A 25,280-nucleotide genomic window follows, 5' to 3' on the forward strand; every position below is an offset into this window, starting at 1 on the left:
GTCTACAGATTAGCGACCGTGTCAGGCGCATAATCGATCTGCCCAAGTGCCGTCCGCGAAGGAAATGTCAGTGTCACAGCACGAGACAATCCCAGAAGCACCGTCCGAGGGGTACAGCCGCGGACTCAACTCCCGCACCATCCAGATGATCGCCCTCGGCGGCGCGATCGGCACCGGGTTGTTCTACGGCGCTGGCGGGGCCATCGAGGAGGCGGGCCCGGCCCTGATCCTTGCCTACCTCGCGGCCGGCCTCGTGATCTTCGTCATCATGCGAGCACTGGGCGAACTGCTCACCTACCGGCCGGTCTCGGGCAGCTTCGCCGAATATGCGGAGGAGTTCCTCGGCCGATTCCTCGGCTTCGCCACCGGTTGGGCCTACTGGGCCGTGTGGGCTGCCACCTGCATGGCCGAGATCACGGTGGCCGGCAAGTACATCGAGTACTGGTGGCCGAGCGTGCCCGCCTGGCTCACCGCACTCGTGGTCCTGATCGTGCTGTTCGCGGCAAACCTGATCTCGGTGAAACTGTTCGGCGAGGCCGAGTTCTGGTTCGCCGCCATCAAGATCACCGCGATCCTGGGCATGATCCTGATCGGCGTCGGCGTCCTCACGCTGGGCTTCGGTCACGCCACCAACCCCACCGTCACGAACCTGTGGGCCGACGGCGGAGTGTTCCCTAACGGCTTCGGTAGCGCACTGATGACGCTGCAGGTGGTGATGTTCGCCTATGTCGGCGTCGAACTGGTCGGTGTCACCGCCGGCGAGGCGAAGGACCCCAAGCAGACCCTGCGCAAGGCGATCAACACGCTGCCCTTCCGCATCGGACTGTTCTACATCGGCTCACTTGTGGTCATCCTGTCGGTGGCCAGCTGGCGTGACTTCCGAGCCGGGGCCAGTCCGTTCGTCGAGGTCCTGCAGCAGATCGGCATCCCGGCCGCCGCGGGCATCATGAATTTCGTGCTGCTCACCGCTGCGCTGTCCTCATGCAACTCGGGCATCTACTCAACCGGCCGGATGCTGCGCAGCCTGTCGCTCAGACGGGAAGCACCCGCGGTACTCAGCCGACTCAGCAGCCGTCAGGTCCCCTATGCGGGCATCACCATGTCCGCCGCCGTGATGATCATCGGCGTCATCGTGAATCTGCTCTCGCCCGATCGCGCGTTCGTTTACATCACCTCGGTGTCGACGATCGGGATCATCTTCGTCTGGAGCGTGATCCTGGTCTGCCACCTGCGCTATCGACGACTCGTCGCGCGCGGCGCGGTGCCGGCGTCCGACTACCGGCTGCCGGGAGCGCCGGTCACCAACTGGATCTCGCTCGCGTTCCTCGCTTTCGTCGTCGTTCTGCTGTTCTTCAGCACCGCCGGACGCACTGCACTGACCGTCGGCGCGGTGTTCGGAATCCTCGTCGGCGCCGGCTACTACGCCCTTCTCGGACGCGCCTCGTCCCGGTACTGACCACCGGCCGCGCCGGATTCGGTAACCCAGCAACCCCGGCCCGGCTTTGTTAGGTTGACGAAGCTAACGCTGGTAGCCCCGGATGTCCTGTTGGCATCCTGGGCACGCCGTGCGCCAGAGCCGTCCGGCGGGGGTCGGACAGAGCCACAGGGCCACGGACGACATTCCCGACCGGCACGCCAGACGAGCGGGCGACAAGAAGATGCGTGCATCAGGCACGCGCCCCGCCGGATGGCACCGCGCTGGGGAGCGCCCACGATGACACCATCAGATCCCTCGACGGCACCGCTGGACGCGACCGCAGCCGACGAGCTCATCAGGCCGTCCGAAGTCACCGTCACCGACGACGCCGCGGTGAAACGCGCCGTGAAGGCCACCATGCTCGGAAATGCCATGGAGTGGTTCGACTTCGGCATCTACGCCTATCTTGCCACCACGATCGGCAAGGTCTTCTTCCCGGACGCCAGCGGCACCGCGCAGCTGCTCTCGACGTTCGCAATCTTTGCTGCCGCCTTCGTGGTTCGTCCGCTCGGCGGCCTGTTCTTCGGCCCCCTCGGCGACCGGGTCGGACGCAAGAAGGTGCTCGCCACCACCATGATCCTGATGGCGGGCAGCACCTTTGCGATCGGCTTGATCCCGAGCTTCGGCTCGATCGGCATCCTCGCTCCGATCCTGCTGGTGTTGTTCCGCCTGCTGCAGGGGTTCTCGACAGGTGGAGAGTACGGCGGCGCAAGCACATTCGTCGCCGAATATGCACCCGACAAGCGCCGCGGTTTCCTGTCGAGCTTCCTCGAATTCGGCACACTCGCCGGGTATGTCGCGGCGGCCGGGATTGTCACGATCATCTCGACGGCCGTCAGCCCGGAGGCTCTCGTCGACTGGGCGTGGCGCATCCCGTTCCTGATCGCCGGCCCGCTCGGGCTGATAGGCCTCTACCTGCGAGTACGCCTCGACGAGACCCCCGCCTTCCAGCAGTTCGAGGAGGCGGAGAGGCTCGTCGATACGTCAGAGTCGATGGGCGGCCGCCTGCGAGAGACCATCGTCGTCAACTGGCGGCCACTGGTCTTGTGCATCGTGCTCGTCGCAACATACAACATCGCCCACTACGGTCTGCTCAGTTACATGCCGACCTATCTGTCGACCACCCTCGGCTACGACGAGACCCACGGCCTGGTCCTGATGATCGTCGTGATGATCCTGATGATGGTCGGCATCACGTTCGTCGGGCGCCTGTCCGACCGGGTCGGCCGAAAGCCGCTGCTGCTCACCGGGTTCATCGGATTCTTCGCGCTGTCGCTGCCCGCCTACCTCCTCATCGGCGTCGGCAGTTACGCGACGATCTTCCTCGGCCTCGCGATCCTGGGCGGCCTGCTCCTGCTCTTCGTGGGCGTCTTCCCGTCGGTGCTGCCCGCCCTGTTTCCGACCGGAATCAGATACGGGGGCCTCGCAATCGGATACAACATCGCCGTCTCGCTCTTCGGCGGCACCACACCACTCGTACTCACCGCACTCGGGGACAGCACCGGCAGCAATCTTGTTGCACCGATGTACATGATGGTCGCTGCAGCGATAGGCGGCATCGCGGTACTTCTCATTCCGGAGACCGCACGCAAGCCTCTCGCCGGGAGTCCGCCGTCGGTTGCCACCCGAGCCGAAGCGCTCGCGATCATTCGGCGTCTGCGGCAGCGTCGGGCGAGGTCCAGCGCGGTTCCCGTAGCGCCCGAGTCGAACTGAAACTGGACCTTGACTCGAAAGTGTGTTTGAACTGCGCTGTCGATACGACGCTTGGCCCGAGGCCTGCGGGAGGAACCAGAAATCCGGGAGATGTTCGACGCCGGCGAGATCTCGGCAGCCCACACGGCATTGGTGCTGACATTCTGTCCGAAACCACCCCGCGGCCTGCCCGACGAAGCACTCTGGCCAGCCCGGCGAGTACTCCTCGACGCCGCCCGCGGTCCCGCCACCAACACCACCTACGGTGCACACACAGATCCACAAACTCGAGCGGATCTTCGAATCCGACGACCCACCACCATCGGAAGACACCGACCGCAACGAACTCCACGTCTGGAAAACCCTCAACGCCCGCGACACCGGATGCGCCTTCCCCGGCTGCAGCACCCCACCCTCCTGGTGCGACGGCCACCACATACGGCACTGGGCCGACGGCGGACCCACCAACCTCGACAACCTCGTCCTACTCTGCCGCTTCCACCACAACCTGCTCCACCACTCCCACTGGCACGTCCGCATCGGACCCACCCGCCACCCCGAATTCATCCCACCCACCAGCATCGACCCCCGACAACAACCCCTACCCGCCAACAACCGAACCGGCCCACCCCCGCGGCAGAGCCTGCCTGCATCGGAGCCTGCGTCAGTCGAAGTCTGCCTGCGGGCCCCTTCGACACGTCCGTAATCTCACGCAGCACGCCCCATCCGCATAGCCTCGAGTCATGTCCGCACCAAAGGTCACCGTTGTCGGCAGCATCAACATGGATCTGGTGGTCACCGCGCCACGCCTCCCCGCGTCCGGGGAGACGATCCTCGGGACGTCCTTCACCACCACTCCGGGCGGCAAGGGCGCCAATCAGGCGATTGCGGCGGCGAAGGCTGGCGCCGCGGTGACGTTCGTCGGCGCAGTGGGTGGCGACACGTTTGCCCTCGAACTGCGGCAGGCTCTGGTCGACGCGGAGGTCGATGCCCAGCACCTGCGTGAAGTCACCGGCCCCAGCGGCGTTGCCGCCATCACCGTCGACGGGCAGGGACAGAATTCGATCATCGTCGTGCCCAGCGCCAACTCACGGCTCTCCGCGCTCACCGACGACGAATTGCAGGCCGTGACGAGCGCCGAGGTGCTGCTGTGCCAGCTCGAGGTCCCGTTGGACACCGTCACCAGGGCGGCACAGCACGCCGGCAAGCACGACGCAGTCGTGATACTCAACCCCTCACCCGTCCAGCCCCTTCCGGCCGAACTACTTGCCGCCGTTCATGTCCTGATCGTGAACGAGACTGAGGAGGGTCAGCTCGGCGAGGACGCACTGGCCGCAGTCCCCCATGTCGTGACGACGCTCGGCGCATCGGGCGCGCGTTACCGTGGACCGAATGCCGTCCGGCTGACGGTGGAATCTCCCCCTGTCGATGCCGTCGACACCACCGGCGCGGGCGACGCTTTCGCCGGGGCGCTCGCCCTCGCGTGGAGCCGCGGACCGCGCGATGCGCTGACCTTCGCGTGCGCCGCCGGAGCACTCGCCACGACCCGCCCTGGCGCGAGTGCGGCCTCGCCCACACGCAGCGAGATCGATGCACTGCTGTCGTCACAGTAGGTTCGCAACGTGCCGCCACGGGACCTGTCGGCACCCTGGTGCACGATTGATTCATGACGACCGCAACCACAGCAGATCTTCGCGACGAGGCCGAACGGTTGCTCCGGGACCTAGCGGGTCCGGACGCCCGGCTGCGTGAGGACCAGTGGACGGCGATCGAAGCCCTGGTCGTGGGTCGCCGCCGGGCGCTGGTGGTGCAGCGCACCGGGTGGGGTAAGTCCGCGGTGTACTTCATTTCCGCGAAGCTGCTGCGGGCGCACGGACACGGGCCGACCGTGATCGTCTCGCCGCTGCTCGCCCTGATGCGCAATCAGGTCGCCTCCGCCGAACGCGCCGGCGTGCGCGCGGCCACGATCAACTCCGGCAACGTCACCGAGTGGGACGAGATCCACGCGCGTGTCGCGGCCCGCGAACTGGATGTGTTGCTGGTCAGCCCGGAGCGGCTGAACAACCCCGACTTCCGCGATCAGGTGCTGCCGTCGCTCGCCGCCGACGCCGGTCTCGTCGTGGTCGACGAGGCACACTGCGTCTCGGACTGGGGACACGATTTCCGGCCCGACTATCGACGCATCCGCACCCTGGTCGCGGAACTGGGCGATGGCATTCCGGTGCTCGCGACCACCGCGACGGCCAACGACCGGGTGGTGGCCGACGTCTCCACCCAGCTCGGCGTGGGCGGCGGCGAGACGCTGGTGCTGCGCGGCGGCCTCGAGCGTGAGTCGCTGCACCTGTCCGTGGTTCACATCGAGGAGGCCACGAAGCGCGCGGCGTGGCTGGCCGAGCACCTTGACGAGTTGCCCGGGTCCGGCATCATCTACACCCTGACGGTGTCGGCAGCCCGCGACCTCGCGAGCCTGCTCACGGACCGCGGCCACCGGGTGGCTGCCTACACCGGACAGACCGACACCGCAGAACGTGAGGTGCTCGAGAACGATCTACTCGCCAACCGCGTCAAGGCACTGGTCGCCACGTCCGCGCTGGGCATGGGATTCGACAAGCCCGACCTCGGGTTCGTCGTGCATCTCGGTGCACCGTCGTCCCCCATCTCCTACTACCAGCAGGTCGGCCGAGCCGGCCGAGCCACGGCCAGCGCCGAGGTGGTGCTCCTGCCGGGCAGCGAGGACCGGCAGATCTGGAGCTACTTCGCGTCGGTGTCGTTCCCGCGCGAACACATAGTCCGCAAGGTCATCGACACACTCGACCCGGACCGGCCTCAATCGACCCAGGCCCTCGAACCCCTCGTGGAACTCAATCGCACCCGTCTCGAACTGGTACTCAAGGTGCTCGACGTGGACGGCGCCGTCCGCCGGGTCCGCGGCGGCTGGGTCGCCACCGGGGAGCCGTGGTCGTATGACGCCGAGCGCTACGGCCGGCTCGAGGCAGCCCGCGAATCGGAGCAGCAGGCGATGCTCGACTACCAGCGCACCGACGAATGCAGGATGACGTTCCTGCGGCGCCAGCTCGACGATCCGGGGCTCGACGACGGTGACGGCCGCTGCGGCCGATGCGACAACTGCGTCGGCCCCAAGTACACCGCCGATGTCACAGATGCCGCACTGCAGGACACCCGAACTCGCCTGCAGCGCCCCGGCATCGACCTACCACCGCGCAAGCAGTGGCCAACCGGCATGGCGAAGCTCGGAGTCTCGTTGTCCGGCAAGATCACCGACGGACCGGAAACCGGGCGCGTGCTCGGCCGCCTGTCCGATCTCGGCTGGGGCCAGCGCCTGCGCGGCCTGCTCGACGGCCCTGACGCGCCCGTGCCGGACGCCGTCGTCGACGCCTGCATCAAGGTGCTCGCCGCGTGGGACTGGTCTGAGCGTCCCGCCGCGGTGATGTCGCTCGAATCACCGACTCATCCGATTCTCATGCGATCGCTCACCACGCGCCTCGCCGAGATAGGCCGACTCACCGACCTGGGCGTTCTCCACACCCGGCCCGACCATCCACCCGTCTCCGCCGCCAACTCGGCATACCGCGTCGCGGGTCTCGACGGCGCCTGGGAGGTCCCGGATCTGAACGGACTCGACCGTCCGCTGCTGCTCCTCGACGCGGTGACCGACACCGGCTGGACTTTCACGATGGCGGCACGAATTCTGCGCCAGGCAGGCGCGCCCTCCGTCCTCCCCTTCGCTCTCGCTACCCCCAAGTGATACCGAATGTGACAGGTCTCACATTCACCGTCCCACCTGCAGGACTGCGAGGTCTGCTCTGTCCGAATTCGGTGGACCCGTGAAATCGTGACCGCAGGTTGTTACGTTCGATTGATCAATGACGCCAACAACACTGAGAGCTACCCCGACCACCGTGCCGGACGCGGTGGAGTTCCGTAAGCCCCAGATCTCAGACGGAGTCCGGCTCTGGGAGATCGCCAAGGATTCACAAGTGCTCGATGTCAATTCGAGCTACTCATATGTTCTGTGGTGCAGAGACTTTCAACAGACCTCGATTGTCTCCGCGATCGACGGACAGGTGGTCGGGTTCGTTACCGGATACGTGCGCCCCGAGGCGCCGACCACGCTCTTCGTCTGGCAGGTAGCCGTGGATGTCGCACAGCGAGGACAGGGCCTGGCCGGGCGAATGCTGAGCGGACTACTCGATCGCCTTATGTGGCAGGGAATTTCAACCCTGGAGACCACCATCAGTCCGGACAACACGGCTTCGATCGCACTTTTCACCTCCGTGGCCACTCACCGCGGACTACACATCTCACAGCGGAAGCTATTTTCTCCGAACGATTTTCCCGATGAGCATGCCGCCGAAGACCTCTACACGATCGGTCCGCGGCACGTTTCCTGAGGAAGGCACAACCATGACCACCTTCGAGACCAGCATCTTCGAATCCCTCGAATCCGAGGTGCGTAGCTACAGCCGCAGCTGGCCGTCCGTCTTCCAATCGGCTTCCGGGTCCTGGATCCGGGACGAGAGCGGACGCGAGTATCTGGACTTCTTCGCCGGAGCCGGCGCCCTGAACTACGGGCACAACAACCCGGTGATGAAGGATGCACTCGTCGACTACATCGTCGGCGACGGCATCACCCATGGCCTCGACATGTCGACCGTCGCCAAACGCAAGTTCCTCGAGAGCTTCAAGAGAAACGTCCTCGATCCCCGTGGACTCGACTACAAGGTCCAGTTCCCCGGACCAACCGGCACCAACTCGGTCGAGGCGGCATTGAAACTGGCCCGTAAGGCCACCGGCCGCGAGTCGATCATCAACTTCACCAACGCTTTTCACGGGATGACGCTGGGCTCACTGTCCGTTACCGGCAACTCCATGAAGCGAGCCGGAGCGGGCGTGCCGCTCGTGCACGCAACTCCGATGCCGTTCGACAATTACCTCGGTGGCGTCACCGAGGACTTCCAGTGGTTCGAACGAGTACTGGACGACTCCGGCAGCGGTCTCAACCGTCCCGCCGCGGTGATTGTCGAGACCGTGCAGGGCGAGGGCGGGGTCAACGTGGCACGCCCGGAGTGGCTGCGCGCGCTCGCGGACCTGTGCGCGCGCCGCGAGATCCTACTCATCGTCGACGACGTGCAGATGGGCTGCGGCCGCACCGGCCCGTTCTTCTCGTTCGAGGTCGCCGGCATCACCCCCGACATCGTCACGCTCTCGAAGTCGATCAGCGGATACGGGCTGCCGATGGCGCTCACGCTCTTCAAGCCTGAACTCGACCTGTGGGCGCCCGGTGAACACAACGGGACGTTCCGCGGCAACAATCCCGCGTTTGTCACCGCGACCGTCGCGCTCGACCACTACTGGGCCGACGACGCCCTGCAACAGTCGACGATGGACAAGGGTGCGCACATCCACGGAATCTTCTCCAACCTCGCGGATACCTTCGGCGGCGTCAGCACCCGTGGCCGGGGCATGGTCCAGGGCCTCGTGTTCGACGATCCGGGGATGGCCGTGAAGGTGTGCGGGCTGGCGTTCGACGAGGGACTGCTCGCCGAAACGTCCGGCCCGTCCGACGAGGTGGTCAAACTCCTGCCGCCATTGACCACCACCACCGACGAACTCGACCACGGGCTGAGCATCCTCGCCGAGGCGACCGCGAAAGTCTTTGCCTGACAAACCTATCGGCGACAATCCACTGCGACGAGAGGATCGACCATGATCGTTCGCACCACCGACGACATCACCGATACCGACCGCGACATCACGAGCGACGACGGAAACTGGCGCAGCAAGCGCATCGTACTCGCCGGGGACGGCGTGGGGTTTTCCTTCCACGAGACGACGATTCGTGCGGGTTCGGTCAACGAGTTCCACTACGCCAACCACATCGAGGCGGTGTGGCTGGTCGAGGGCGACGGCATCCTCACCGACCTCGACAGCGGCGAGGTGTACCAGCTGGGACCCGGCTCGATGTACCTGCTGAACGGCCACGAGCGACACCGCGTCGAGCCTGTGACCCCGATGCGCATGCTGTGCGTATTCAATCCGCCGGTCACCGGACGAGAAGTACACGACGAGAACGGCATTTACCCGTTGGTCGCGCTCGACGATGCCGATCGAGCGGCCGCCCGTTAGCAAAGGCAGGTAGGGCCCGGCCGGCCGGGCCCTACCTGCCTTCCCGAGATCAGCGGATCGGCTGCAGTTCCACGGTGGGATCCTCGAGCGGGGGTGCATCGTCCGTTGCCGGTTCGAGCCGTCGACGCCACCAGATCGTGAACAGGACCGCCGCGACGACGAGCGCGACGAGCGCGCCGACCGCGATCCAGAACCTCGGCCCGTAGTAGCCGACGAGCACCATCCGCATTGCGTTGCGCGCCCAGGTCAGCGGCATCAGATCGTGCAACCAGCGCACCGGTGCCGGCATCTGCTCGATCGGATACACGGCGCCGAACGCGAAGATCTGGATCATCAGTGCGCCCAGGGCCACGAACGTCCCGTTGATCGCACCGAACACGACAGTGAACAGTCGGCCCGAAGCCACCGCGGCGGCGCCGACCAGAATCATGACTGCGACCATGGCCAGCACACTCGGCGGGTCCGCATCGGCCACCACGAGCGAGACCACCGACAGGACAAGGGCAGTGACCAGGGTGACGAGCGCCGGTATGCGGTAGCGGCGCAGTCCCTCCCGCACGACGCCGTCGTACACGCGCGCCGACCTGCCCCGTCGCGGCCGCACCACGAACCACGTGAGAATGCCGCAGAGGAACAGAAGCACGGACATCACCGCGGGCACGGCGCCAGGGCCGAATCCGGCCGCCGGGTTGGGGTTGCGCTCCGCGACCGCGACCGGCGAGGAGAGCAGGTTCGCCGTCGTGGCCCGCTCCTCGTCGGTGAACTGCGGCACCTGCTTCGCACCATCGGACAGTCCGGTCGCGAGCTGGGCGCTTCCCTCGTCGAGCTGACCGACCCCGGTCGCGAGCTGACCGAGACCGTCGCGCAGCTGGACGCTGCCGGGGGCGAGCTGGCCGAGTCCGGCGGACAGTTCGTTCGCACCGGCGCCCAGCTGATGTGCGCCGTCGGACAGCTGGCCGAGTCCCGAGTTCAACTCGCCCGCGCCCGCGGCCGCGGCCACCAGCCCTCCACGGTAGTCGGCGGTCGGATCGGTCAGCTGCCGTGCAAGTTCCCGAGCGCCGTCCCTCAGCTGCGCGAGCTGGCCGCCGATCTCCCCCGTCTCACCGACGATCGCCAGGACCGGACCGGTCACCATGTCGACGATCTCACTGATCTGCGTAGCACCGGCGCCGAGTTCGTCGGTACCACCGATGAGCTGATTCAATCCCGCGCTCAGCTCGCCGGACCCGGCCGCCGCCTCGTCAGCCCCAGCCGCCAGTTCTCCAGCGCCGGCGGCGAGTTCGATGCCGCCCTCGTTCGCCTGACCGAGCCCCGTGGCGAGTTCCTGACTTCCTGCGTAAAGCTCGTTGGTGCCCGCCAACGCCTCGCCGGTACCATCCGAAAGCTGCTGTGCGCCGGCCGCGGCCTCGCCCATGCCCTTGCCGACGTCACCGAGCCCGATGAGCACCTGGTCGACGGACTGCTCCCCGATCGACTCGGAGACTGCGGACCGCACCTGCGCGATCACGCTCTCCCCCACCGGCGTTGCTACCAGGCTGTTGTAGTCGTTGTAGACAACGTCGAGTTGCGCCTTGCGGCCCGATCCGGACGCAGCGCTGGCCACGTCGGCGCTGAACGATTCCGGGATCACCACCGAGAAGTAGTAGCTGCCGTCGTCGACGCCGTCCTGCGCCTCCTGCGCCGAAACCACCTTCCACGCGACGTCTCCGCTTTCCACGAGGGCGTCCACCACCTCGTCACCGGCGACGATACGGGTGCCGTCGACATCGGCACCGACATCGGAGTTCACAATCGCGACGGGCATCCGGTTCACGGTGTCACCCGGATCCCACAGCGCCCACATGTAAAAGGCCGCGAATGCGAGTGGTGCGATGACGACGACGGCAAGGATCGTCCGGATGACGTGAGCCCGACGCGAGGACTCGCCGGGCTCACCGGGGGCGGATGCAGGCACTATGCAGGGCTCTCTTCTCGTGGACCGAAGCGCGGTTGACATTCGGATCGACACCGGCGACGTTGGACATATGTCCAGGGTTGTCACGATAGTGAGTGCGAGCCTTCGAGGAGACCATTTCCGACATATCGACGTGCGCCATATCAACCGGAACAGATCGGCACGTCGACGCAACCGAACATTGCCCAGCAGCTGTAACCGTCATTCGATCGACCGTCCCGACGGGCAGCGCCATCTGTTCGACGCATCGGGCATGCGCCTACCCTGGATCGGGTGATCGATCGAGTGCTCGAAGTCCTCCGCGGGCGGCGCGTGTGCGTGCTGACCGGTGCGGGAATCTCCACCGATTCCGGGATCCCCGACTACCGCGGTCCGGATTCGCCGCCGCGCAATCCCATGACCTACCAGCAGTTCGTCGGTGACGCCGCATTCCGCCGCCACTACTGGGCCCGCAATCACCTCGGCTGGCGGCACATGGACGCGGCGCGGCCCAACGCCGGTCACCGTGCACTCGCGGCGCTCGAGCGCGCCGGCGTCGTACACGGCGTGATCACCCAGAACGTAGACCTGCTTCACACGAAGGCCGGCAGCCGGCACGTGATCGACCTGCATGGTAGTTACGCCCAGGTGCGCTGCCTGAGTTGCGGCAGCCGACTGTCTCGGATGACGCTCGCCGAGCGTCTCGACGCCGAGAACCCCGGCTTCGCCGAGACAGTGGCCTCGGCGTCCGGCGTGGAGATAGCGCCAGACGCGGACGCGGTAGTCGAGAGCACCGACCATTTTCGGATGGTCGACTGCGAACGCTGCGGCGGCATGCTCAAGCCCGACATCGTCTACTTCGGCGAGAGCGTGCCCAAACCGCGAGTGGCGGCGGCGTTCGAAATGGTCACCGGCGCCGATGCCCTACTGGTGGTCGGATCGTCGCTCACCGTCATGTCGGGGCTGCGGTTCGTCCGCCGTGCGGCCCGCGACGGCCTACCTGTCGTGATCGTCAACCGCGGCACCACCCGCGGCGACGAGTTCGCCGCGATCAAGACGGAGCAGGGCAGCTCCGACGTCCTGCAGTCCCTCGCCGCCGCACTCCCCGACCGAGCCAGGACACTTATGCGCTGAGATCTACAGCGCCACAAGATCGTCCGCATGGACGACCGGGCGCTGCATGTCCGCCGGTAACTCACCGGTCGAATGGCCCAGCATCTCCTCGATCTCGCTCGAGTCGTACGCTACGACACCGCGCGCCACCGGACGCTCACCCGGACCGACCAGCGAGATCACGTCGCCGCCGTAGAATCGGCCGCCGACTGCGGTGATGCCCGCAGGGAGCAGCGAACGCCGACGCTCCACAACCGCACGCACGGCGCCCGCGTCGAGGTGCAAGGCACCCTGTGTGTCCGCCGCATGACGGACCCAGAACTTGCGCGCCGACATCCGGGTGGGCCGTGCCGCGAACACAGTGCCGACGTCGGCAGTTGTCAGGGCCGTCGCCGCATCGGACGCCGCGGTGAGCAGCACCGGCACCCCCGAGTCGGCGGCCAGGCGCGCGGCGGACAGCTTGGACGCCATCCCCCCGGTGCCCAGCGCTCCCCCGGAGCCGGCAACGACGCCGTCGAGATCCTCCGGGCTGTTCACCTCGGGAATCAGTGTGGCGCCGCCCTTTCTGGGATCGCCGTCATACAGTCCGTCGACATCGGAGAGCAGAATCAACGCGTCGGCACCGACGAGATGGGCAACCAGGGCCGCGAGCCGGTCGTTGTCGCCGAACCTCAACTCGGTGGTGGCGACCGTGTCGTTCTCGTTGACGATCGCAACCGCGTGCAGCGCCCGCAACCGGTCCAGCGTGCGCTGGGCGTTGCGATGCTGGGTTCGGCGCGCGATGTCGTCGGCGGTGAGCAGCACCTGGCCGACGGTCCGACCGTACCGCGCGAACGAGGTGCCCCAGGCGTGCGCCAACGCCAGTTGGCCCACACTCGCTGCCGCCTGCTTGGTCGCGAGATCCCTTGGGCGATGGGTCAATCCGAGTGGCGCAAGGCCGGCGCCAACTGCGCCGGACGAGACCACTACTACATCCGACCCGGCCCGCATCCGAACCTCCAGCGCGTCAGCGAGCAGATTGAGCCGGCCCACATCGAGCCCGCCGATCAGGCTGGTGAGCGCCGACGACCCGATCTTGACAACGATGCTGCGCGCCGACGCGATGGCGGCCCTGGTCTCGCTCACTGGTCTTTGGGATCCTCACTGAGCAGTCCGCGCCGCGCACGCTGTGCGTGCTTACGCTCGGCGGCTCCGATGCGGTCGACCTGATCCAGTCGCGCATCGGTGCCGCGACCGGTCCTCGTGATGTCGATACCCGCCGCGGTCTGGGGCTCCCATTCGAAGCCGACATCGCCGATGGTCACGTACGCGCCGGGCTCGGCACCCTGCTTGACCAGTTCGTCCTCGACGCCGAGCCGGGCCAATCGGTCGGCGAGATAGCCGACGGCCTCGTCATTGTCGAACGCCGTCTGCCGGACCCACCGCTCGGGCTGGGTACCACGGACGATGAAGCCGCCCGGGGTCTCCGGGTCTGCGATGATGCTGAACCCGGTCTCCTTCACCGCGATCGGACGGATGACCGGGCGCCTGGGCTCGGCCTTGGGGTGTGCCTCGCGGTATTCAGCGACCAGCTTGGCAAGCGCGAACGTCAGCTGCCGCAGACCGTCCCGACTCACCGCCGAGATCGTGAACACGGGCCACCCACGTGCCTCGAAGTCTGGCGTCACCATCTCGGCGAGTTCGGCCGCCTCCGGCACGTCCGCCTTGTTGAGGATGACGATGCGCGGCCGGTCGGCGAGGTCGCCCAGGCTGGCATCGCCGGACAGGGCCGGCTTGTATGCGGCCAGCTCCGCCTCGAGTGCGTCGACATCGGAGATCGGGTCACGGCCAGGTTCCAGGGTGGCGCAGTCCACCACGTGCGCGAGTACCGCGCACCGTTCGAGGTGACGCAGGAAGTCCAGGCCCAGACCGCGACCATCGCTGGCACCCGGGATCAGCCCGGGGACATCGGCAACGGTGAAGGTGGTGTCACCGCTGGAGACGACACCCAGGTTCGGCACGAGCGTGGTGAACGGGTAGTCGGCGATCTTCGGCTTGGCTGCGGACAGCACCGAAACCAGCGACGACTTGCCCGCAGACGGAAATCCGACGAGTCCGACGTCTGCTACCGACTTGAGTTCGAGGACCAGATCGCGCTCCTCGCCCTCCTCGCCGAGCAGTGCGAAGCCCGGTGCCTTGCGCGCCTTCGACGCCAGCGCGGCGTTGCCCAGCCCGCCACGGCCACCGGAAGCCGCGGCGAATGTGGTGCCGATCCCGACGAGGTCGGCGAGCACGTTGCCGTGCTTGTCGAGCACGACGGTACCGTCGGGGACCTTCAGGACCAGGTCTGAGCCGTTGGCACCTTCACGATGGCCGCCCATACCCTGCGTACCGTTGGTTGCCTTGGCCCGCGGATGGAAGTGGAAGTCGAGGAGGGTGTGGACACTGTTGTCCACCTCGAGCACGACATCCCCGCCGCGCCCGCCGTTTCCACCGTCGGGCCCACCCAGGGGCTTGAACTTCTCGCGGTGAACGGAGGCGCAACCATTGCCGCCTTTTCCGGCGCTGACGTGCAGCACCACGCGGTCAATGAATCGGGACATGACTGCCGGATCCTTCCTCAGCCAAATTCTTGCGGAAAAACAATGTGTGATCGAAGTACACGCTGTGGGGACAGCGGCGTAAATAGCAACAGGGGCGGGCAGGGTATGAGACCCTGGCCCGCCCCTACTGGGAGATCGGAACGGAACTGAACTCGTCACCGAGCTCGGTCCGTAGGTGGCAGGAGACCTAGGCCTCTGCCGCAGCCGGAACGATGTTCACGGTCTTGCGCCCACGCTTGGTGCCGAACTCGACGGCGCCCGCAGCGAGAGCGAACAGGGTGTCGTCACCGCCACGGCCGACATTGGTGCCGGGGTGAAAATGGGTGCCACGCTGACGCACGAGGATCTCACCGGCGCTGACGGCCTGGCCGCCGAAACGCTTGACGCCGAGTCGCTGTGCGTTTGAATCGCGACCGTTACGGGAGCTGGATGCACCCTTCTTATGTGCCATGTCGAATCCCTCCAGGAATCGGTGAAAAGCTCGAGCTACTTGATGCCGGTGACCTTGAGGATCGTCAGCTTCTGCCGGTGACCCTGACGCTTGTGGTAGCCGGTCTTGTTCTTGAACTTGTGGATCCGGATCTTCGGGCCCTTGGTGTGCTCGACGACCTCACCGGTCACGGAGATCTTCGCCAGCTTGTCGGCGTCGGTGGTCAGCTCGGACCCATCGACCACGAGGACCGGGGCAAGCGAGACAGCGGTGCCGGGCTCACCCTCGATCTTCTCGACCTTGACGAGGTCACCAACAGCGACCTTGTACTGCTTTCCGCCGGTCTTGACGATCGCGTACGTTGCCATCGGACGGCTACCCCTTGCATGTTCGAACGTGCTCGCGCCGCTGCCCTCGGGCTTTCAGTGCTGCGCGACTGGTCTGGTGTGGCTACTACCCCGAGCTCGCCCGCGAAATGCCCGTAGCGGGCGCAGCAGAGCGGTATCGCCGGGTAGCGACCGGTCAAGATTACGGGAAAGCAACCACCAGGGTCAAACTGACACTGCTGTCGTTCCCGTGCTGCCCTCGCCGCCCCAGACGAGTGGGGCGGCGGGGACGGTGCCGGGTCAGGCCTCTGCGTCGACCGGAGGGCCTGCAGGACGGGCGGCGGCGCGACGGCGACGGGGCCGTCGTGCCGGTTCCGCCACTCCGTCGACCGTCGGAGCCGCTGACAGGGACGCGGCCGCCGCTACCGGCTCAGGTTTCACGACCGCCGCCGACTGAGGTTCCGACGCCGGAGCAGAGGGTTCCGGCTCTGTCGTCGTCGGGATCACGAAAACTGCTCCCGCATCGGATGTTTCGGCAACCGGCGCGGCCACCGCACGTGAGACTCTGCGGCTGCGCCGGCGGGTCTTCGGCGCGGACATCTCCTCGCCGACCCCGGATTCCTGTACCGGTGCCGTGGGAGCCTCAGCCGCCGGAGCCTCGCTCACCGAGTCCTCAGCCGCCGGAGCATCAGCCGCCGGAGCCTCGGCACGGTCGCCATGGTCATCGTCCGTATGGTGCGCCGCCATTGCCAGGGCGACCGGATGCGCACGCTTGACGGACGCGTCCACCACCGCTTCCTCGACCGTCCCGTGCTGCTGACCATTGGTCTCGGGTTCTGCAGTCGCCGCGGCGGCCCGATCACGCCCACGCTTCTTGCGCCCGCCGGATTCCTTCGGCTGGCTCGAACGTCCGCCGTCGTCCGAGGACTTCACCTCGACAGGCTCGGCGTGGATGACGATCCCCCGACCGTGGCAGTGCTCACAGGTCGTCGAGAAGGCCTCCACCAGACCGGTTCCGAGCTTCTTGCGGGTCATCTGGACGAGACCCAGGGATGTCACCTCCGACACCTGGTGGCGCGTGCGATCGCGGCCCAGGGCCTCGGTGAGACGACGCAGGACGAGGTCCCGGTTCGACTCGAGCACCATGTCGATGAAGTCGACGACGATCATGCCGCCGATGTCGCGCAGCCGCATCTGGCGCACGATCTCTTCGGCAGCCTCGAGGTTGTTGCGGGTGACAGTCTCCTCGAGATTGCCGCCGGCACCGGTGAACTTCCCGGTGTTGACGTCGACCACCGTCATTGCCTCGGTGCGCTCGATCACCAGTGTGCCACCCGAAGGCAGCCACACCTTACGGTCGAGCGCCTTCGCGAGCTGCTCGTCGATCCGGTGGGTGCCGAACACATCCAGGGCTCCGGCATCGGCAACATGCCGCTCGACACGCGACAACAGATCCGGTGCGACAGCCTTGATGTAGCCCTCGACCGTGTTCCAGGCCTTCTCGCCCTCGATGATGAGCTTCGAGAAGTCCTCGTTGAACAGGTCTCGGACGACCTTGACCAACAGGTCGGGCTCCTCGTACAGCGTCTGCGGGTTCCCCGACTTGCCGGAATCCGCCTTCGCGGCCTGCTCCTCGATCGTCGCCCACTGCGACTGCAGCCGGGTGACGTCACGAGCGAGTTCCGCCTCGCTGACACCCTCGGAGGCCGTGCGGATGATCACGCCGGCGTCGGCCGGGACGATCTCGCGCAGGATCTCCTTGAGGCGTTTGCGCTCGGTGTCGGGAAGCTTGCGGCTGATACCGGTGGAGGTGCCGCCAGGCACGTACACCAGGAAGCGTCCGGCCAGGCTGATCTGCGTGGTCAGGCGGGCACCCTTGTGACCCACCGGGTCCTTGCTGACCTGCACCAGCACCTGGTCGCCGGGGCGCAGCGCCTGCTCGATCTTCCGGGAATTGCCGCCGAGCCCGGCGGCCTCCCAGTTGACCTCACCCGCGTACAGCACGCCATTGCGCCCGCGGCCGATATCGATGAACGCGGCCTCCATGCTGGGCAGCACGTTCTGGACGCGTCCGAGGTAGATGTTGCCGACCATCGACGTCGACGATGTACCGGTGACGAAGTGCTCCACGAGCACGCCGTCCTCGAGCACCGCCACCTGAGTGGAGGCGGCGGGGTTCGTGCCCCCGATCTTCTCCCGGACGACCATGACCCGGTCGACCGCCTCGCGGCGCGCCAGGAACTCGGACTCGCTCAGGATCGGCGGGCGACGGCGACCGGCGTCGCGCCCGTCACGGCGGCGCTGACGCTTGGCCTCGAGGCGCGTCGATCCGCTGATGCCCTGAACTTCGTCCTTGGAGCGGGGCCTGCTGCGCGGCTCACGCTCGTGCACGACGGTGTTGGGCGGATCATCCTCGGAAGAAGCCTCGCCGTCGGCGCCACCCTTGCGACGACGTCGGCGACGGCGCCGGCGGCTACTGCCGTCACCGGACTCGTCGGCGTCGGACTGCTCGTCCTCGGCACCCTCTGCGGGCTCAGCGCCCTCGGTGGACTCAGCGGCTTCGGCGGCGTCCTCGACACCCGGTGCGGACTCGACGTCTCCGCCCTGGGGCTTGTCGTCCTCGGACGTCTCGCCCTCGACGGTCTCGTCACTCTCGGTGCCGTCGGCGTGGTACTCGCCTCGCCCGCGGCCGCGGCCGCGGCGACCTCGACGACGGCGGCGCTGCTGATCGCTGCCCTCGCCCTCACCGGCCTCGGGGGTCTCGGCGGCCGCTGCGGTGCCGGCGTCCGCGTCCGCGGTGACTGCCGCGATCTGATCGATCTCGGTCGTACCGGTCGTCTCAGTCGCGTCTGTCGTCTCGGCGGGTGCGGCGACGGTCGCTTCAGCCTCAGGTGCGGCCGCGGCACGGCGGCTGCGACGACGTCGCGGTGCGACCTCGGCCGCCGCGGCGTCGGGCTGCAGGAACAGTGGCGCTTGGAAGGCTGTAGGTGCCGAATCGGAGTCGGCGACCGTCTCGGCGCCCAGCTCGACGTTCGTGAAGAGCCCGACGGACGGGGCCGCTGCCACCTCGGGAGTGGTGACCGACTCGGAAGTGGTGACTGCCTCGGAAGTGGTGACTGCCTCGGGAACAGGCGGCTTCACGCGCGTCCGCTTCCGCGGGGCCTTCGCGGCAACCGGGGCTTTCTCCGCCGCAGCCTCCGACGGCACAGGCGCTGCCTCGGTCACGACCTCCGGCGCCTGCTCGACGCCAGCTTTCCCCGTCGGCGGGGGTTGCGCTGCCGGGGCCGCCGTCACCAGGCCGGACATGGTGGCGTGGATGCGTTCGGCAATCTCACGCTGCAGGCTGGACTGCGCACTGCGCAGCTCGGTGCCCAGCGCAGCGGCCTCGGCGAGAACCTGCTTGCTGGTCACACCCAGCAGCTTGGCCAGGGCGTGGACACGAATCTTCTCCGGGAGCACCGGGGTGGCACTCGGCTCGGCCGTTGCTTCCGCAATCGGGTCCTGCACACTTTCGGGCGGCGCTTTGTCGGCCACGTATTCTCCTCGAGCCCCCGGGCGCGTCCACCCGTCTTTCGATCGGATGTGGCGCGGCCGCGCGGGAGCGATGGTTGTGTACTCGCACCGGGGGTACGAGATTGTATGGTCTCGCTCCACGTGTTTCGCAGTGTCCGTTAATCACTGCGGAATCGCGCGGTGCATGGCTGGATGGCTGCGATCCACGGCGCGAGCGCCTGACCGTTCACGGCGTGAGCGCCTGATCATCCAGCGTACCGGGAGTAACAGGGATTACCTGCGCCTGCGCGGCAGCGATGACGGGCTTCGCACCGCAATGTCATCCGATCGGACCCGCATAGTGCACAGCTGCGGCCCGACCACTCTCAGTATCCCACACCGGCGCGCTGTGTCCGCCCATCGGCGCACCGATAGGTGGCAAAACAAAAGACGCCCCACGGGCCCGGGGGCCCGGGGAGCGTCCGGGGTTGTGGGATTCAGGCGTGCGCGAGCTGCGGAAACCAGAGCGAGATCTCACGCTCGGCAGATTCGATGGAGTCTGATCCGTGTACCAAATTCTGTCCGCCGTCGAGCGCCAGGTCGGCGCGGATCGTGCCGGGAACGGCTTTGTCGACCGGATCGGTGCCGCCGGCGAGCTGACGGAACGCGGCGATCGCGCGCGGCCCTTCGAGCACCGCTGCCACGAGCGGGCCGGAGGTGATGAATTCCAGCAGTCCCGGGTAGAACGGCTTGCCTTCGTGTTCGGCGTAATGGGTCGCGGCTACCTCGCTGGTCGCGGTCCGCAACTCCAGCGCCGCAATGCTCAGTCCCTTGCGCTCGATGCGGGAGAGAATCTCTCCCACGTAGCCACGGGAGACTCCGTCGGGCTTGATCAGTACCAGGGTGCGCTCAGTCACGGCGAACATCCTAGACGGTCAGTCCCGTTGACCCGGAAGCAGACCCCGCGCGATGCGCTGCGAGATGTCCTTGCGCAGGTACAGGATGTACAGCCATACCGCGCCGAAGAGCAGACCGACGACGCCGATGGCGATGTCCACGAAGAAGCCGAGGACGGCGATCACCTGGAGCGTGAGATTGAGCTTCATCGCCCACGGCTTACCCTGCACCCCCGCGCCCAGGAACATCAGCAGCGCAAGCACACAGACGTAGGTGCCGGACGCCCAGGTCAGGCCCTTCGCGTTCACGACCGCCACCACCGGCAGCGCCAGCAGGATCACGATCGCCTCGAGGACCAGGGTGCCCGCCATCACGCCGCGGAATCCCTTCCACGGATCGTTCGTCGGCGGGCGGAATCCCGAGCGGGCGTTCTCTGGGGTCTCCGGGGTTTCGCTCACGCGGGGTCCTTTCCGAACAGGGTACGGGCCGCGCCCGCGGTTACTACCGAACCGGTGACCACGACGCCCGCCCCCGATACTGCCTCACCGGGCTCGGCGACCTCCTCGGCCAGACCGATCGCGGTCTCGAGTGCGTCCGGCAGAGTGGGAGCGACGACAACGCGCTCGTCACCGAAACGCGCTACCGCACGGTTGGCGAGATCCTCGATGTCCATCGCGCGCGGCGACCCGTTGTGAGTCACCACGAGCTCGTCGAAGACTGGTTCGAGGGCGGCGAGGATGCCGTCGACGTCCTTGTCACCCATGACGCTCATGACACCGACGAGCTTGCGGAAGTCGAACTCGGCGGCCAGGGCAGCGGCGAGGGCCCGCGCGCCGTGCGGATTGTGCGCGGCGTCGAGGAACACCGTCGGCGCGCTGCGCACCCGTTCGAGCCGTCCAGGGTTGACGACGGACGCGAAACCCTCACGGATCGCGTCTACGTCCAGCTGACGGTCCGGACCGGCGCCGAAGAACGCCTCGACGGCAGCGAGCGCGAGGGACGCGTTTCGTGCCTGATGCTCACCATGCAGCGGCAGGAAGATGTCGTCGTACACACCGCCGAGGCCCTGCAGCTCGAGCTGCTGACCACCGATTGCGATCTGTCGGCGCAGCACCCGGAACTCCGAGCCCTCACGAGCGACCGCGGCGTCGGCCTCTACCGTCCGCCGCAGTAGTACATCCATCACCTCGGAGCTCTGCTCGGCGATGATCGCGACGGTGTCGATCGGTGCAACACCCTCGATACCGCTGTCGCGGCCCTTCTTGATGATCCCGGCCTTCTCCCCCGCGATCGACGCGAGATCGGGGCCGAGGTAGTCGGTGTGGTCGAGCCCGATCGGGGTGATGACCGCTACCTGCGCGTCGATGACGTTGGTGGCGTCCCACTTGCCACCGAGTCCGGTCTCGACGACCGCAACGTCGACGGGCGCCTCCGCGAACGCGGCGTACGCCATCGCCGTGGAGACCTCGAACTTGCTCATCGCGGGACCACCGGCAGCCTCGGACTGCTGGTCGATCATCGCGATGAACGGCTCGAGCTCACGGTACGTGTCGATGTAGGTGCGCACCGGAATGGGCGCGCCGTCGATGCCGATCCGCTCTGTCACCAACTGCAGGTGCGGGCTGGTGGTCCGTCCTGTCCGGCGGTGCAATCGGGTGAGCAATGCGTCGATCATCCGCGTGACCGACGTCTTGCCATTGGTGCCCGCGACATGGATGGTCGGGTAATTGTGCTGCGGCGACCCGAGCAGGTCCATCAGGGCCGAGATGCGGGTCAGCGACGGCTCGATCTTGGTTTCGGGCCAGCGCTTGTCCAGCTCGGCCTCGACGAGCGCGAGCTCCGCGAGGTCGACCGGAGTGGGTTCGCCCGGACGTTCGGTGCTCACGCTCCGCCCAGCTCCTTCAGCCGTGCGGACATACGAGCGATCTCCTCCTGCGCCACCTGCTGGCGGGTGCGGATCTTGTCGACGACAGCGTCGGGCGCCTTCGCCAGGAACGCCTCGTTCGACAACTTTGCCGTAGTACCCGCAAGCTCCTTCTCGGCGATCGCGAGATCTTTCTCGAGGCGCTTCTTCTCGGCAGCGAGGTCGACGGTGCCCGACGTATCGAGCTCGACCGTCACGGTGGCCTTGCTCAGGCGCACCTCCACGGACGCGGTCGCGGAGAAGTCCCCGGACGGGTCGGTCAGTTTGGCGAGCGAGGACACCGACCCCAGCTGGGACTCGATGTCGGCCTCGGTAGCGCCGGTCAGGCGCGCAGTCACCTTCTGCGACGGCTTGAGACCCTGATCGCTACGGAAGCGGCGGACCTCGGTGACGAGACGCTGCATATCCTCGATCCGCTGTGCGGCAACAGGATCGGTGGCCGCACCCGTCGCACTCGGCCACTCGGCCACCACGACGGATTCGCCGCCGGTGAGCACCTTCCACAGCGTCTCGGTGACGAACGGGATCACCGGGTGCAGCATCCGCAGCAGCGTGTCGAGCACGTTGCCGAGCACGGACTTGGTGCCGTCGGCGTACACACTGCCCTCGGCGAGCTGCGGCTTCGCGAGCTCGAGGTACCAGTCGCACACCTCGTCCCACGCGAAGTGGTACAGCGCCTCGCAGGCCTTGGAGAACTCGAACCGCTCGAACGCCTCGTCGACCTCGGCGCGGACCTGCTCGAGCCGGTCGAGGATCCAGCGGTCGGCGTCGGTGAGCTGCTCACGGGCCGGCAGGTCCGCAACGACGGCACCGTTCATGAGCGCGAACTTGGTGGCGTTGAACAGCTTGTTCGCGAAGTTGCGCGACGACTGCGCGTGATCCTCGCCGACCGCGAGGTCGCCGCCCGGGTTGGCGCCGCGGGCCAGCGTGAAGCGCAGCGCGTCGGCTCCGAAACGGTCGACCCAGTCGAGCGGGTCGATGCCGTTGCCGCGCGACTTCGACATCTTCTTGCCGTACTGGTCGCGGACCAGGCCGTGCAGGAACAGATCGGTGAACGGGACCTTGGCGCCGCCGACGGCGTCGTCACCGGACACGTAGGTGCCGAACATCATCATCCGAGCCACCCAGAAGAACAGGATGTCGTAGCCGGTGACGAGAACGCTTGTCGGATAGAACTTCTGGATTTCGGACGTCTTGTCGGGCCAGCCCATCGTGGAGAACGGCCACAGACCCGACGAGAACCACGTGTCGAGGACGTCGGGATCCTGCTCCCAGCCCTCGGGTGCGGTCTCGTCCGGGCCGAAGCACTGCACCTCGCCGTCCGGGCCGTACCAGATCGGGATGCGGTGGCCCCACCACAGCTGACGCGAGATGCACCAGTCGTGCATGTTGTCGACCCACGCGAACCAGCGCGGCTCCTGACTGGCCGGGTGAATGACGGTGTCGCCGTTGCGGACCGCGTCACCGGCCGCCTTCGCGAGCGCGTCGACCTTGACCCACCACTGCATCGACAGCCGCGGCTCGATGGTCTCGCCGGAGCGCTCGGAGTGGCCGACGCTGTGCAGGTACGGGCGCTTCTCGGCGACGACGCGGCCCTGCTCGGCGAGCGCCTCACGAACCTTGACGCGGGCCTCGAAGCGGTCCATGCCGTCGAACTGCGTTCCGGTGTCGGCGATCTTGCCGGTCTTGTCCATGATGGTGGGCATCGGCAGGTTATGCCGCACGCCCATCTCGAAGTCGTTGGGGTCGTGCGCGGGCGTGATCTTCACGGCGCCGGTGCCGAACGCGGGGTCGACGTAGTCGTCGGCGATGATCGGGATCTGCCGGCCCGTGAACGGGTGCTCGAGCGTGGTGCCGATCAGGTGCTGGTAGCGCTCGTCCTCGGGGTGGACGGCGACGGCGGTGTCGCCGAGCATCGTCTCGACACGGGTGGTCGCGACGATCACGTGCGGCTCGGCGTCGTTCAGCGAGCCGTAGCGCAACGAGACGAGCTCGCCCTCGACCTCCTCGAACTTCACCTCGATGTCGGAGATCGCGGTCTGCAGCACCGGCGACCAGTTGACGAGGCGCTCGGCGCGGTAGATGAGGCCGTCGTCGTAGAGGCGCTTGAAGATGGTCTGGACGGCGCGCGAGAGGCCCTCGTCCATCGTGAAGCGGTCGCGGCTCCAGTCGACGCCGTCACCGATGCGGCGCATCTGGCCCTGGATCATGCCGCCGGACTCGCGCTTCCAGTCCCAGACCTTGTCGATGAAGGCCTCGCGACCGAAGTCTTCCTTCTTCTTACCGTCAGTGGCGAGCTGCTTCTCGACGATCGTCTGCGTCGCGATGCCCGCGTGGTCCATGCCCGGTAGCCACAGCACCTCGAAGCCCTGCATCCGCTTGCGACGACACAGCGCATCCATCAAGGTGTGGTCGAGAGCGTGGCCCATGTGCAGGCTGCCGGTGACGTTCGGCGGCGGCAGCACGATCGAGTAGCCGGGCTTGTCGCTCGACGGATCGGCGGTGAAGTAACCGGCGTCTACCCAGCCCTGATACAAGTCGGCCTCTACCGCGCTGGGATCCCAGCTTTTCGGGAGGGCGTCTGCGGGGTTCTGGGGAGTCTCTGGCGCACTGGTCACCCCCCAATCGTAGTCAGAGGGGGCGAATCGCCCCGACCCGGCTCTGATTGCTCAGAACCGCTGGGTGAACGAGTACCAATCACCCTCGAGGTGCCGGTAACCGATATCCCCGTCGTGGCGCACATCGCCGATGTACGGCTGCATCCCCGGAAGGTAGGCGACGCCGACGAGATCCAGGAAGCCGCCGCTCGTATGGAACCTGCAGCCGCGCTCCCCGACCCGATCGACCCAGAGCACCTCGTACAGGCCGATGTGGTCGGACTCCGGCGGGTCGACGCACGCCACCGCAGCCCGCAGCAGATCGTCCTTCGACATCCACCAGCCGAACCGCTCCGGCACCGAGAACGCAACGAGAGCTGCCGTCAGCACCACGATCACCGGCGCGACCAGCACCAGACGATGCCAGCCGTACCGGACCAGTCCGACGGCCACCAGGACCGACCAGATCCCGCCGAGGACCAGCAGTGCCCACTCCCCGAGAACGAACGCCGGGACCGATCCCGACGGCGGCACGAAGCTCCATATGATCCACAGGCATGTCGCGACCGTCAGCGCCGGAACGATCCCACCGATCGCGAGCCGCCACCACCGCGGAGCCGGTCGCCGTTCCTTCGACTCCGCGCCTACCACGCCGTGCTCGACATCCATC

Annotated in this window: 19 protein-coding genes and 1 pseudogene; 9 read left to right on the plus strand and 11 right to left on the minus strand. The window is 67.0% G+C overall.

Annotation, left to right across the window (positions count from 1 at the left end; all coding sequences use genetic code 11):
- Positions 1-64 precede the first annotated feature (64 nt).
- The 8 genes and pseudogenes from ERC79_RS02985 (at position 65) to ERC79_RS03020 (ending at position 9,316) form a co-directional block, all read left to right on the plus strand.
- Positions 65-1,456, plus strand: coding sequence for an amino acid permease (locus ERC79_RS02985; protein ID WP_131575608.1), 1,392 nt, complete (start codon positions 65-67; stop codon positions 1,454-1,456).
- Between the two features lie 258 nt (positions 1,457-1,714).
- Positions 1,715-3,190, plus strand: a complete 1,476-nt coding sequence (locus ERC79_RS02990) for an MFS transporter (RefSeq protein ID WP_131575610.1) — start codon at positions 1,715-1,717, stop codon at positions 3,188-3,190.
- 72 nt (positions 3,191-3,262) lie between these two features.
- Positions 3,263-3,875, plus strand: a pseudogene (locus ERC79_RS02995) (HNH endonuclease signature motif containing protein); the annotation flags it as partial.
- Positions 3,876-3,912: 37 nt separating this feature from the next.
- Positions 3,913-4,782, plus strand: coding sequence for a ribokinase (locus tag ERC79_RS03000; protein WP_131575612.1), 870 nt, complete (start codon positions 3,913-3,915; stop codon positions 4,780-4,782).
- Positions 4,783-4,835: 53 nt separating this feature from the next.
- Positions 4,836-6,935 carry a DEAD/DEAH box helicase gene (locus tag ERC79_RS03005; protein ID WP_131575614.1) on the plus strand — a complete coding sequence of 700 codons (2,100 nt, stop codon included), beginning with the start codon at positions 4,836-4,838 and terminating at the stop codon, positions 6,933-6,935.
- A 118-nt stretch (positions 6,936-7,053) separates the two neighbouring features.
- Positions 7,054-7,581, plus strand: a complete 528-nt coding sequence (gene ectA / locus ERC79_RS03010) for a diaminobutyrate acetyltransferase (protein ID WP_131575616.1) — start codon at positions 7,054-7,056, stop codon at positions 7,579-7,581.
- Positions 7,582-7,594: 13 nt separating this feature from the next.
- Positions 7,595-8,854, plus strand: a complete 1,260-nt coding sequence (gene ectB, locus ERC79_RS03015) for a diaminobutyrate--2-oxoglutarate transaminase (RefSeq protein WP_131575618.1) — start codon at positions 7,595-7,597, stop codon at positions 8,852-8,854.
- A 42-nt stretch (positions 8,855-8,896) separates the two neighbouring features.
- Entirely contained in the window at positions 8,897-9,316 is a 420-nt protein-coding gene (locus tag ERC79_RS03020; protein WP_131575620.1) for an ectoine synthase, read from the plus strand.
- 49 nt (positions 9,317-9,365) lie between these two features.
- Here ERC79_RS03020 and ERC79_RS03025 read toward each other — a convergent pair whose 3' ends face one another.
- Positions 9,366-11,312 (minus strand): YhgE/Pip domain-containing protein, encoded by a 1,947-nt coding sequence (locus ERC79_RS03025; protein ID WP_131575622.1) that lies wholly within the window; start codon positions 11,310-11,312, stop codon positions 9,366-9,368.
- Positions 11,313-11,543: 231 nt separating this feature from the next.
- On the opposite strand from ERC79_RS03025, the gene ERC79_RS03030 reads away from it, so the two are divergent.
- A complete protein-coding gene (locus tag ERC79_RS03030) occupies positions 11,544-12,383 on the plus strand; it encodes an NAD-dependent protein deacetylase (protein WP_131575624.1) in 840 nt (279 codons plus the stop codon).
- Between the two features lie 3 nt (positions 12,384-12,386).
- On the opposite strand, the gene proB is transcribed toward ERC79_RS03030, so the two are convergent.
- The 10 genes from proB to ERC79_RS03080 form a co-directional block, all read right to left on the minus strand.
- Positions 12,387-13,487, minus strand: a complete 1,101-nt coding sequence (proB, locus tag ERC79_RS03035; RefSeq protein ID WP_131575626.1) for a glutamate 5-kinase — start codon at positions 13,485-13,487, stop codon at positions 12,387-12,389.
- A complete protein-coding gene (gene obgE / locus ERC79_RS03040) occupies positions 13,484-14,944 on the minus strand; it encodes a GTPase ObgE (protein WP_131575628.1) in 1,461 nt (486 codons plus the stop codon). Before obgE ends, proB begins: the two co-directional genes overlap by 4 nt.
- A gap of 187 nt (positions 14,945-15,131) precedes the next feature.
- Positions 15,132-15,395, minus strand: a complete 264-nt coding sequence (rpmA, locus tag ERC79_RS03045) for a 50S ribosomal protein L27 (protein WP_131575630.1) — start codon at positions 15,393-15,395, stop codon at positions 15,132-15,134.
- 35 nt (positions 15,396-15,430) lie between these two features.
- Positions 15,431-15,742 (minus strand): 50S ribosomal protein L21, encoded by a 312-nt coding sequence (rplU, locus tag ERC79_RS03050; RefSeq protein ID WP_131575632.1) that lies wholly within the window; start codon positions 15,740-15,742, stop codon positions 15,431-15,433.
- A gap of 258 nt (positions 15,743-16,000) precedes the next feature.
- On the minus strand, positions 16,001-19,234 hold the full coding sequence (locus tag ERC79_RS03055; RefSeq protein ID WP_131575634.1) for a translation initiation factor IF-2 N-terminal domain-containing protein: 3,234 nt from the start codon (positions 19,232-19,234) through the stop codon (positions 16,001-16,003).
- A gap of 455 nt (positions 19,235-19,689) precedes the next feature.
- Positions 19,690-20,109 (minus strand): nucleoside-diphosphate kinase, encoded by a 420-nt coding sequence (ndk, locus tag ERC79_RS03060; protein ID WP_131575636.1) that lies wholly within the window; start codon positions 20,107-20,109, stop codon positions 19,690-19,692.
- A gap of 18 nt (positions 20,110-20,127) precedes the next feature.
- Entirely contained in the window at positions 20,128-20,460 is a 333-nt protein-coding gene (locus ERC79_RS03065; RefSeq protein WP_207390475.1) for a DUF4233 domain-containing protein, read from the minus strand.
- A gap of 83 nt (positions 20,461-20,543) precedes the next feature.
- Positions 20,544-21,974 (minus strand): folylpolyglutamate synthase/dihydrofolate synthase family protein, encoded by a 1,431-nt coding sequence (locus ERC79_RS03070; protein WP_131575640.1) that lies wholly within the window; start codon positions 21,972-21,974, stop codon positions 20,544-20,546.
- Positions 21,971-24,631: a valine--tRNA ligase gene (locus tag ERC79_RS03075; protein ID WP_131575641.1), complete on the minus strand. Its 2,661-nt coding sequence runs from the start codon at positions 24,629-24,631 to the stop codon at positions 21,971-21,973. Before ERC79_RS03075 ends, ERC79_RS03070 begins: the two co-directional genes overlap by 4 nt.
- A 51-nt stretch (positions 24,632-24,682) precedes the next feature.
- Positions 24,683-25,279, minus strand: a complete 597-nt coding sequence (locus ERC79_RS03080; protein WP_131580673.1) for a hypothetical protein — start codon at positions 25,277-25,279, stop codon at positions 24,683-24,685.
- Position 25,280 lies beyond the last annotated feature (1 nt).

The organism is Rhodococcus sp. ABRD24 (assembly GCF_004328705.1).
In the GTDB taxonomy this organism is placed as follows: domain Bacteria; phylum Actinomycetota; class Actinomycetes; order Mycobacteriales; family Mycobacteriaceae; genus Prescottella.

What these genes read in the sequence shown, in the direction of transcription:
- ERC79_RS02985 (WP_131575608.1), top strand. Translation starts at nt 65, where the DNA reads ATGTCAGTGTCACAGCACGAGACAATCCCAGAAGCACCGTCCGAGGGG.
- ERC79_RS02990 (WP_131575610.1), top strand. Translation starts at nt 1,715, where the DNA reads ATGACACCATCAGATCCCTCGACGGCACCGCTGGACGCGACCGCAGCC.
- ERC79_RS03000 (WP_131575612.1), top strand. Translation starts at nt 3,913, where the DNA reads ATGTCCGCACCAAAGGTCACCGTTGTCGGCAGCATCAACATGGATCTG.
- ERC79_RS03005 (WP_131575614.1), top strand. Translation starts at nt 4,836, where the DNA reads ATGACGACCGCAACCACAGCAGATCTTCGCGACGAGGCCGAACGGTTG.
- ectA (WP_131575616.1), top strand. Translation starts at nt 7,054, where the DNA reads ATGACGCCAACAACACTGAGAGCTACCCCGACCACCGTGCCGGACGCG.
- ectB (WP_131575618.1), top strand. Translation starts at nt 7,595, where the DNA reads ATGACCACCTTCGAGACCAGCATCTTCGAATCCCTCGAATCCGAGGTG.
- ERC79_RS03020 (WP_131575620.1), top strand. Translation starts at nt 8,897, where the DNA reads ATGATCGTTCGCACCACCGACGACATCACCGATACCGACCGCGACATC.
- ERC79_RS03025 (WP_131575622.1), bottom strand. Translation starts at nt 11,312, where the DNA reads ATGTCAACCGCGCTTCGGTCCACGAGAAGAGAGCCCTGCATAGTGCCT.
- obgE (WP_131575628.1), bottom strand. Translation starts at nt 14,944, where the DNA reads ATGTCCCGATTCATTGACCGCGTGGTGCTGCACGTCAGCGCCGGAAAA.
- rpmA (WP_131575630.1), bottom strand. Translation starts at nt 15,395, where the DNA reads ATGGCACATAAGAAGGGTGCATCCAGCTCCCGTAACGGTCGCGATTCA.
- rplU (WP_131575632.1), bottom strand. Translation starts at nt 15,742, where the DNA reads ATGGCAACGTACGCGATCGTCAAGACCGGCGGAAAGCAGTACAAGGTC.
- ERC79_RS03065 (WP_207390475.1), bottom strand. Translation starts at nt 20,460, where the DNA reads ATGGCGGGCACCCTGGTCCTCGAGGCGATCGTGATCCTGCTGGCGCTG.
- ERC79_RS03080 (WP_131580673.1), bottom strand. Translation starts at nt 25,279, where the DNA reads ATGGATGTCGAGCACGGCGTGGTAGGCGCGGAGTCGAAGGAACGGCGA.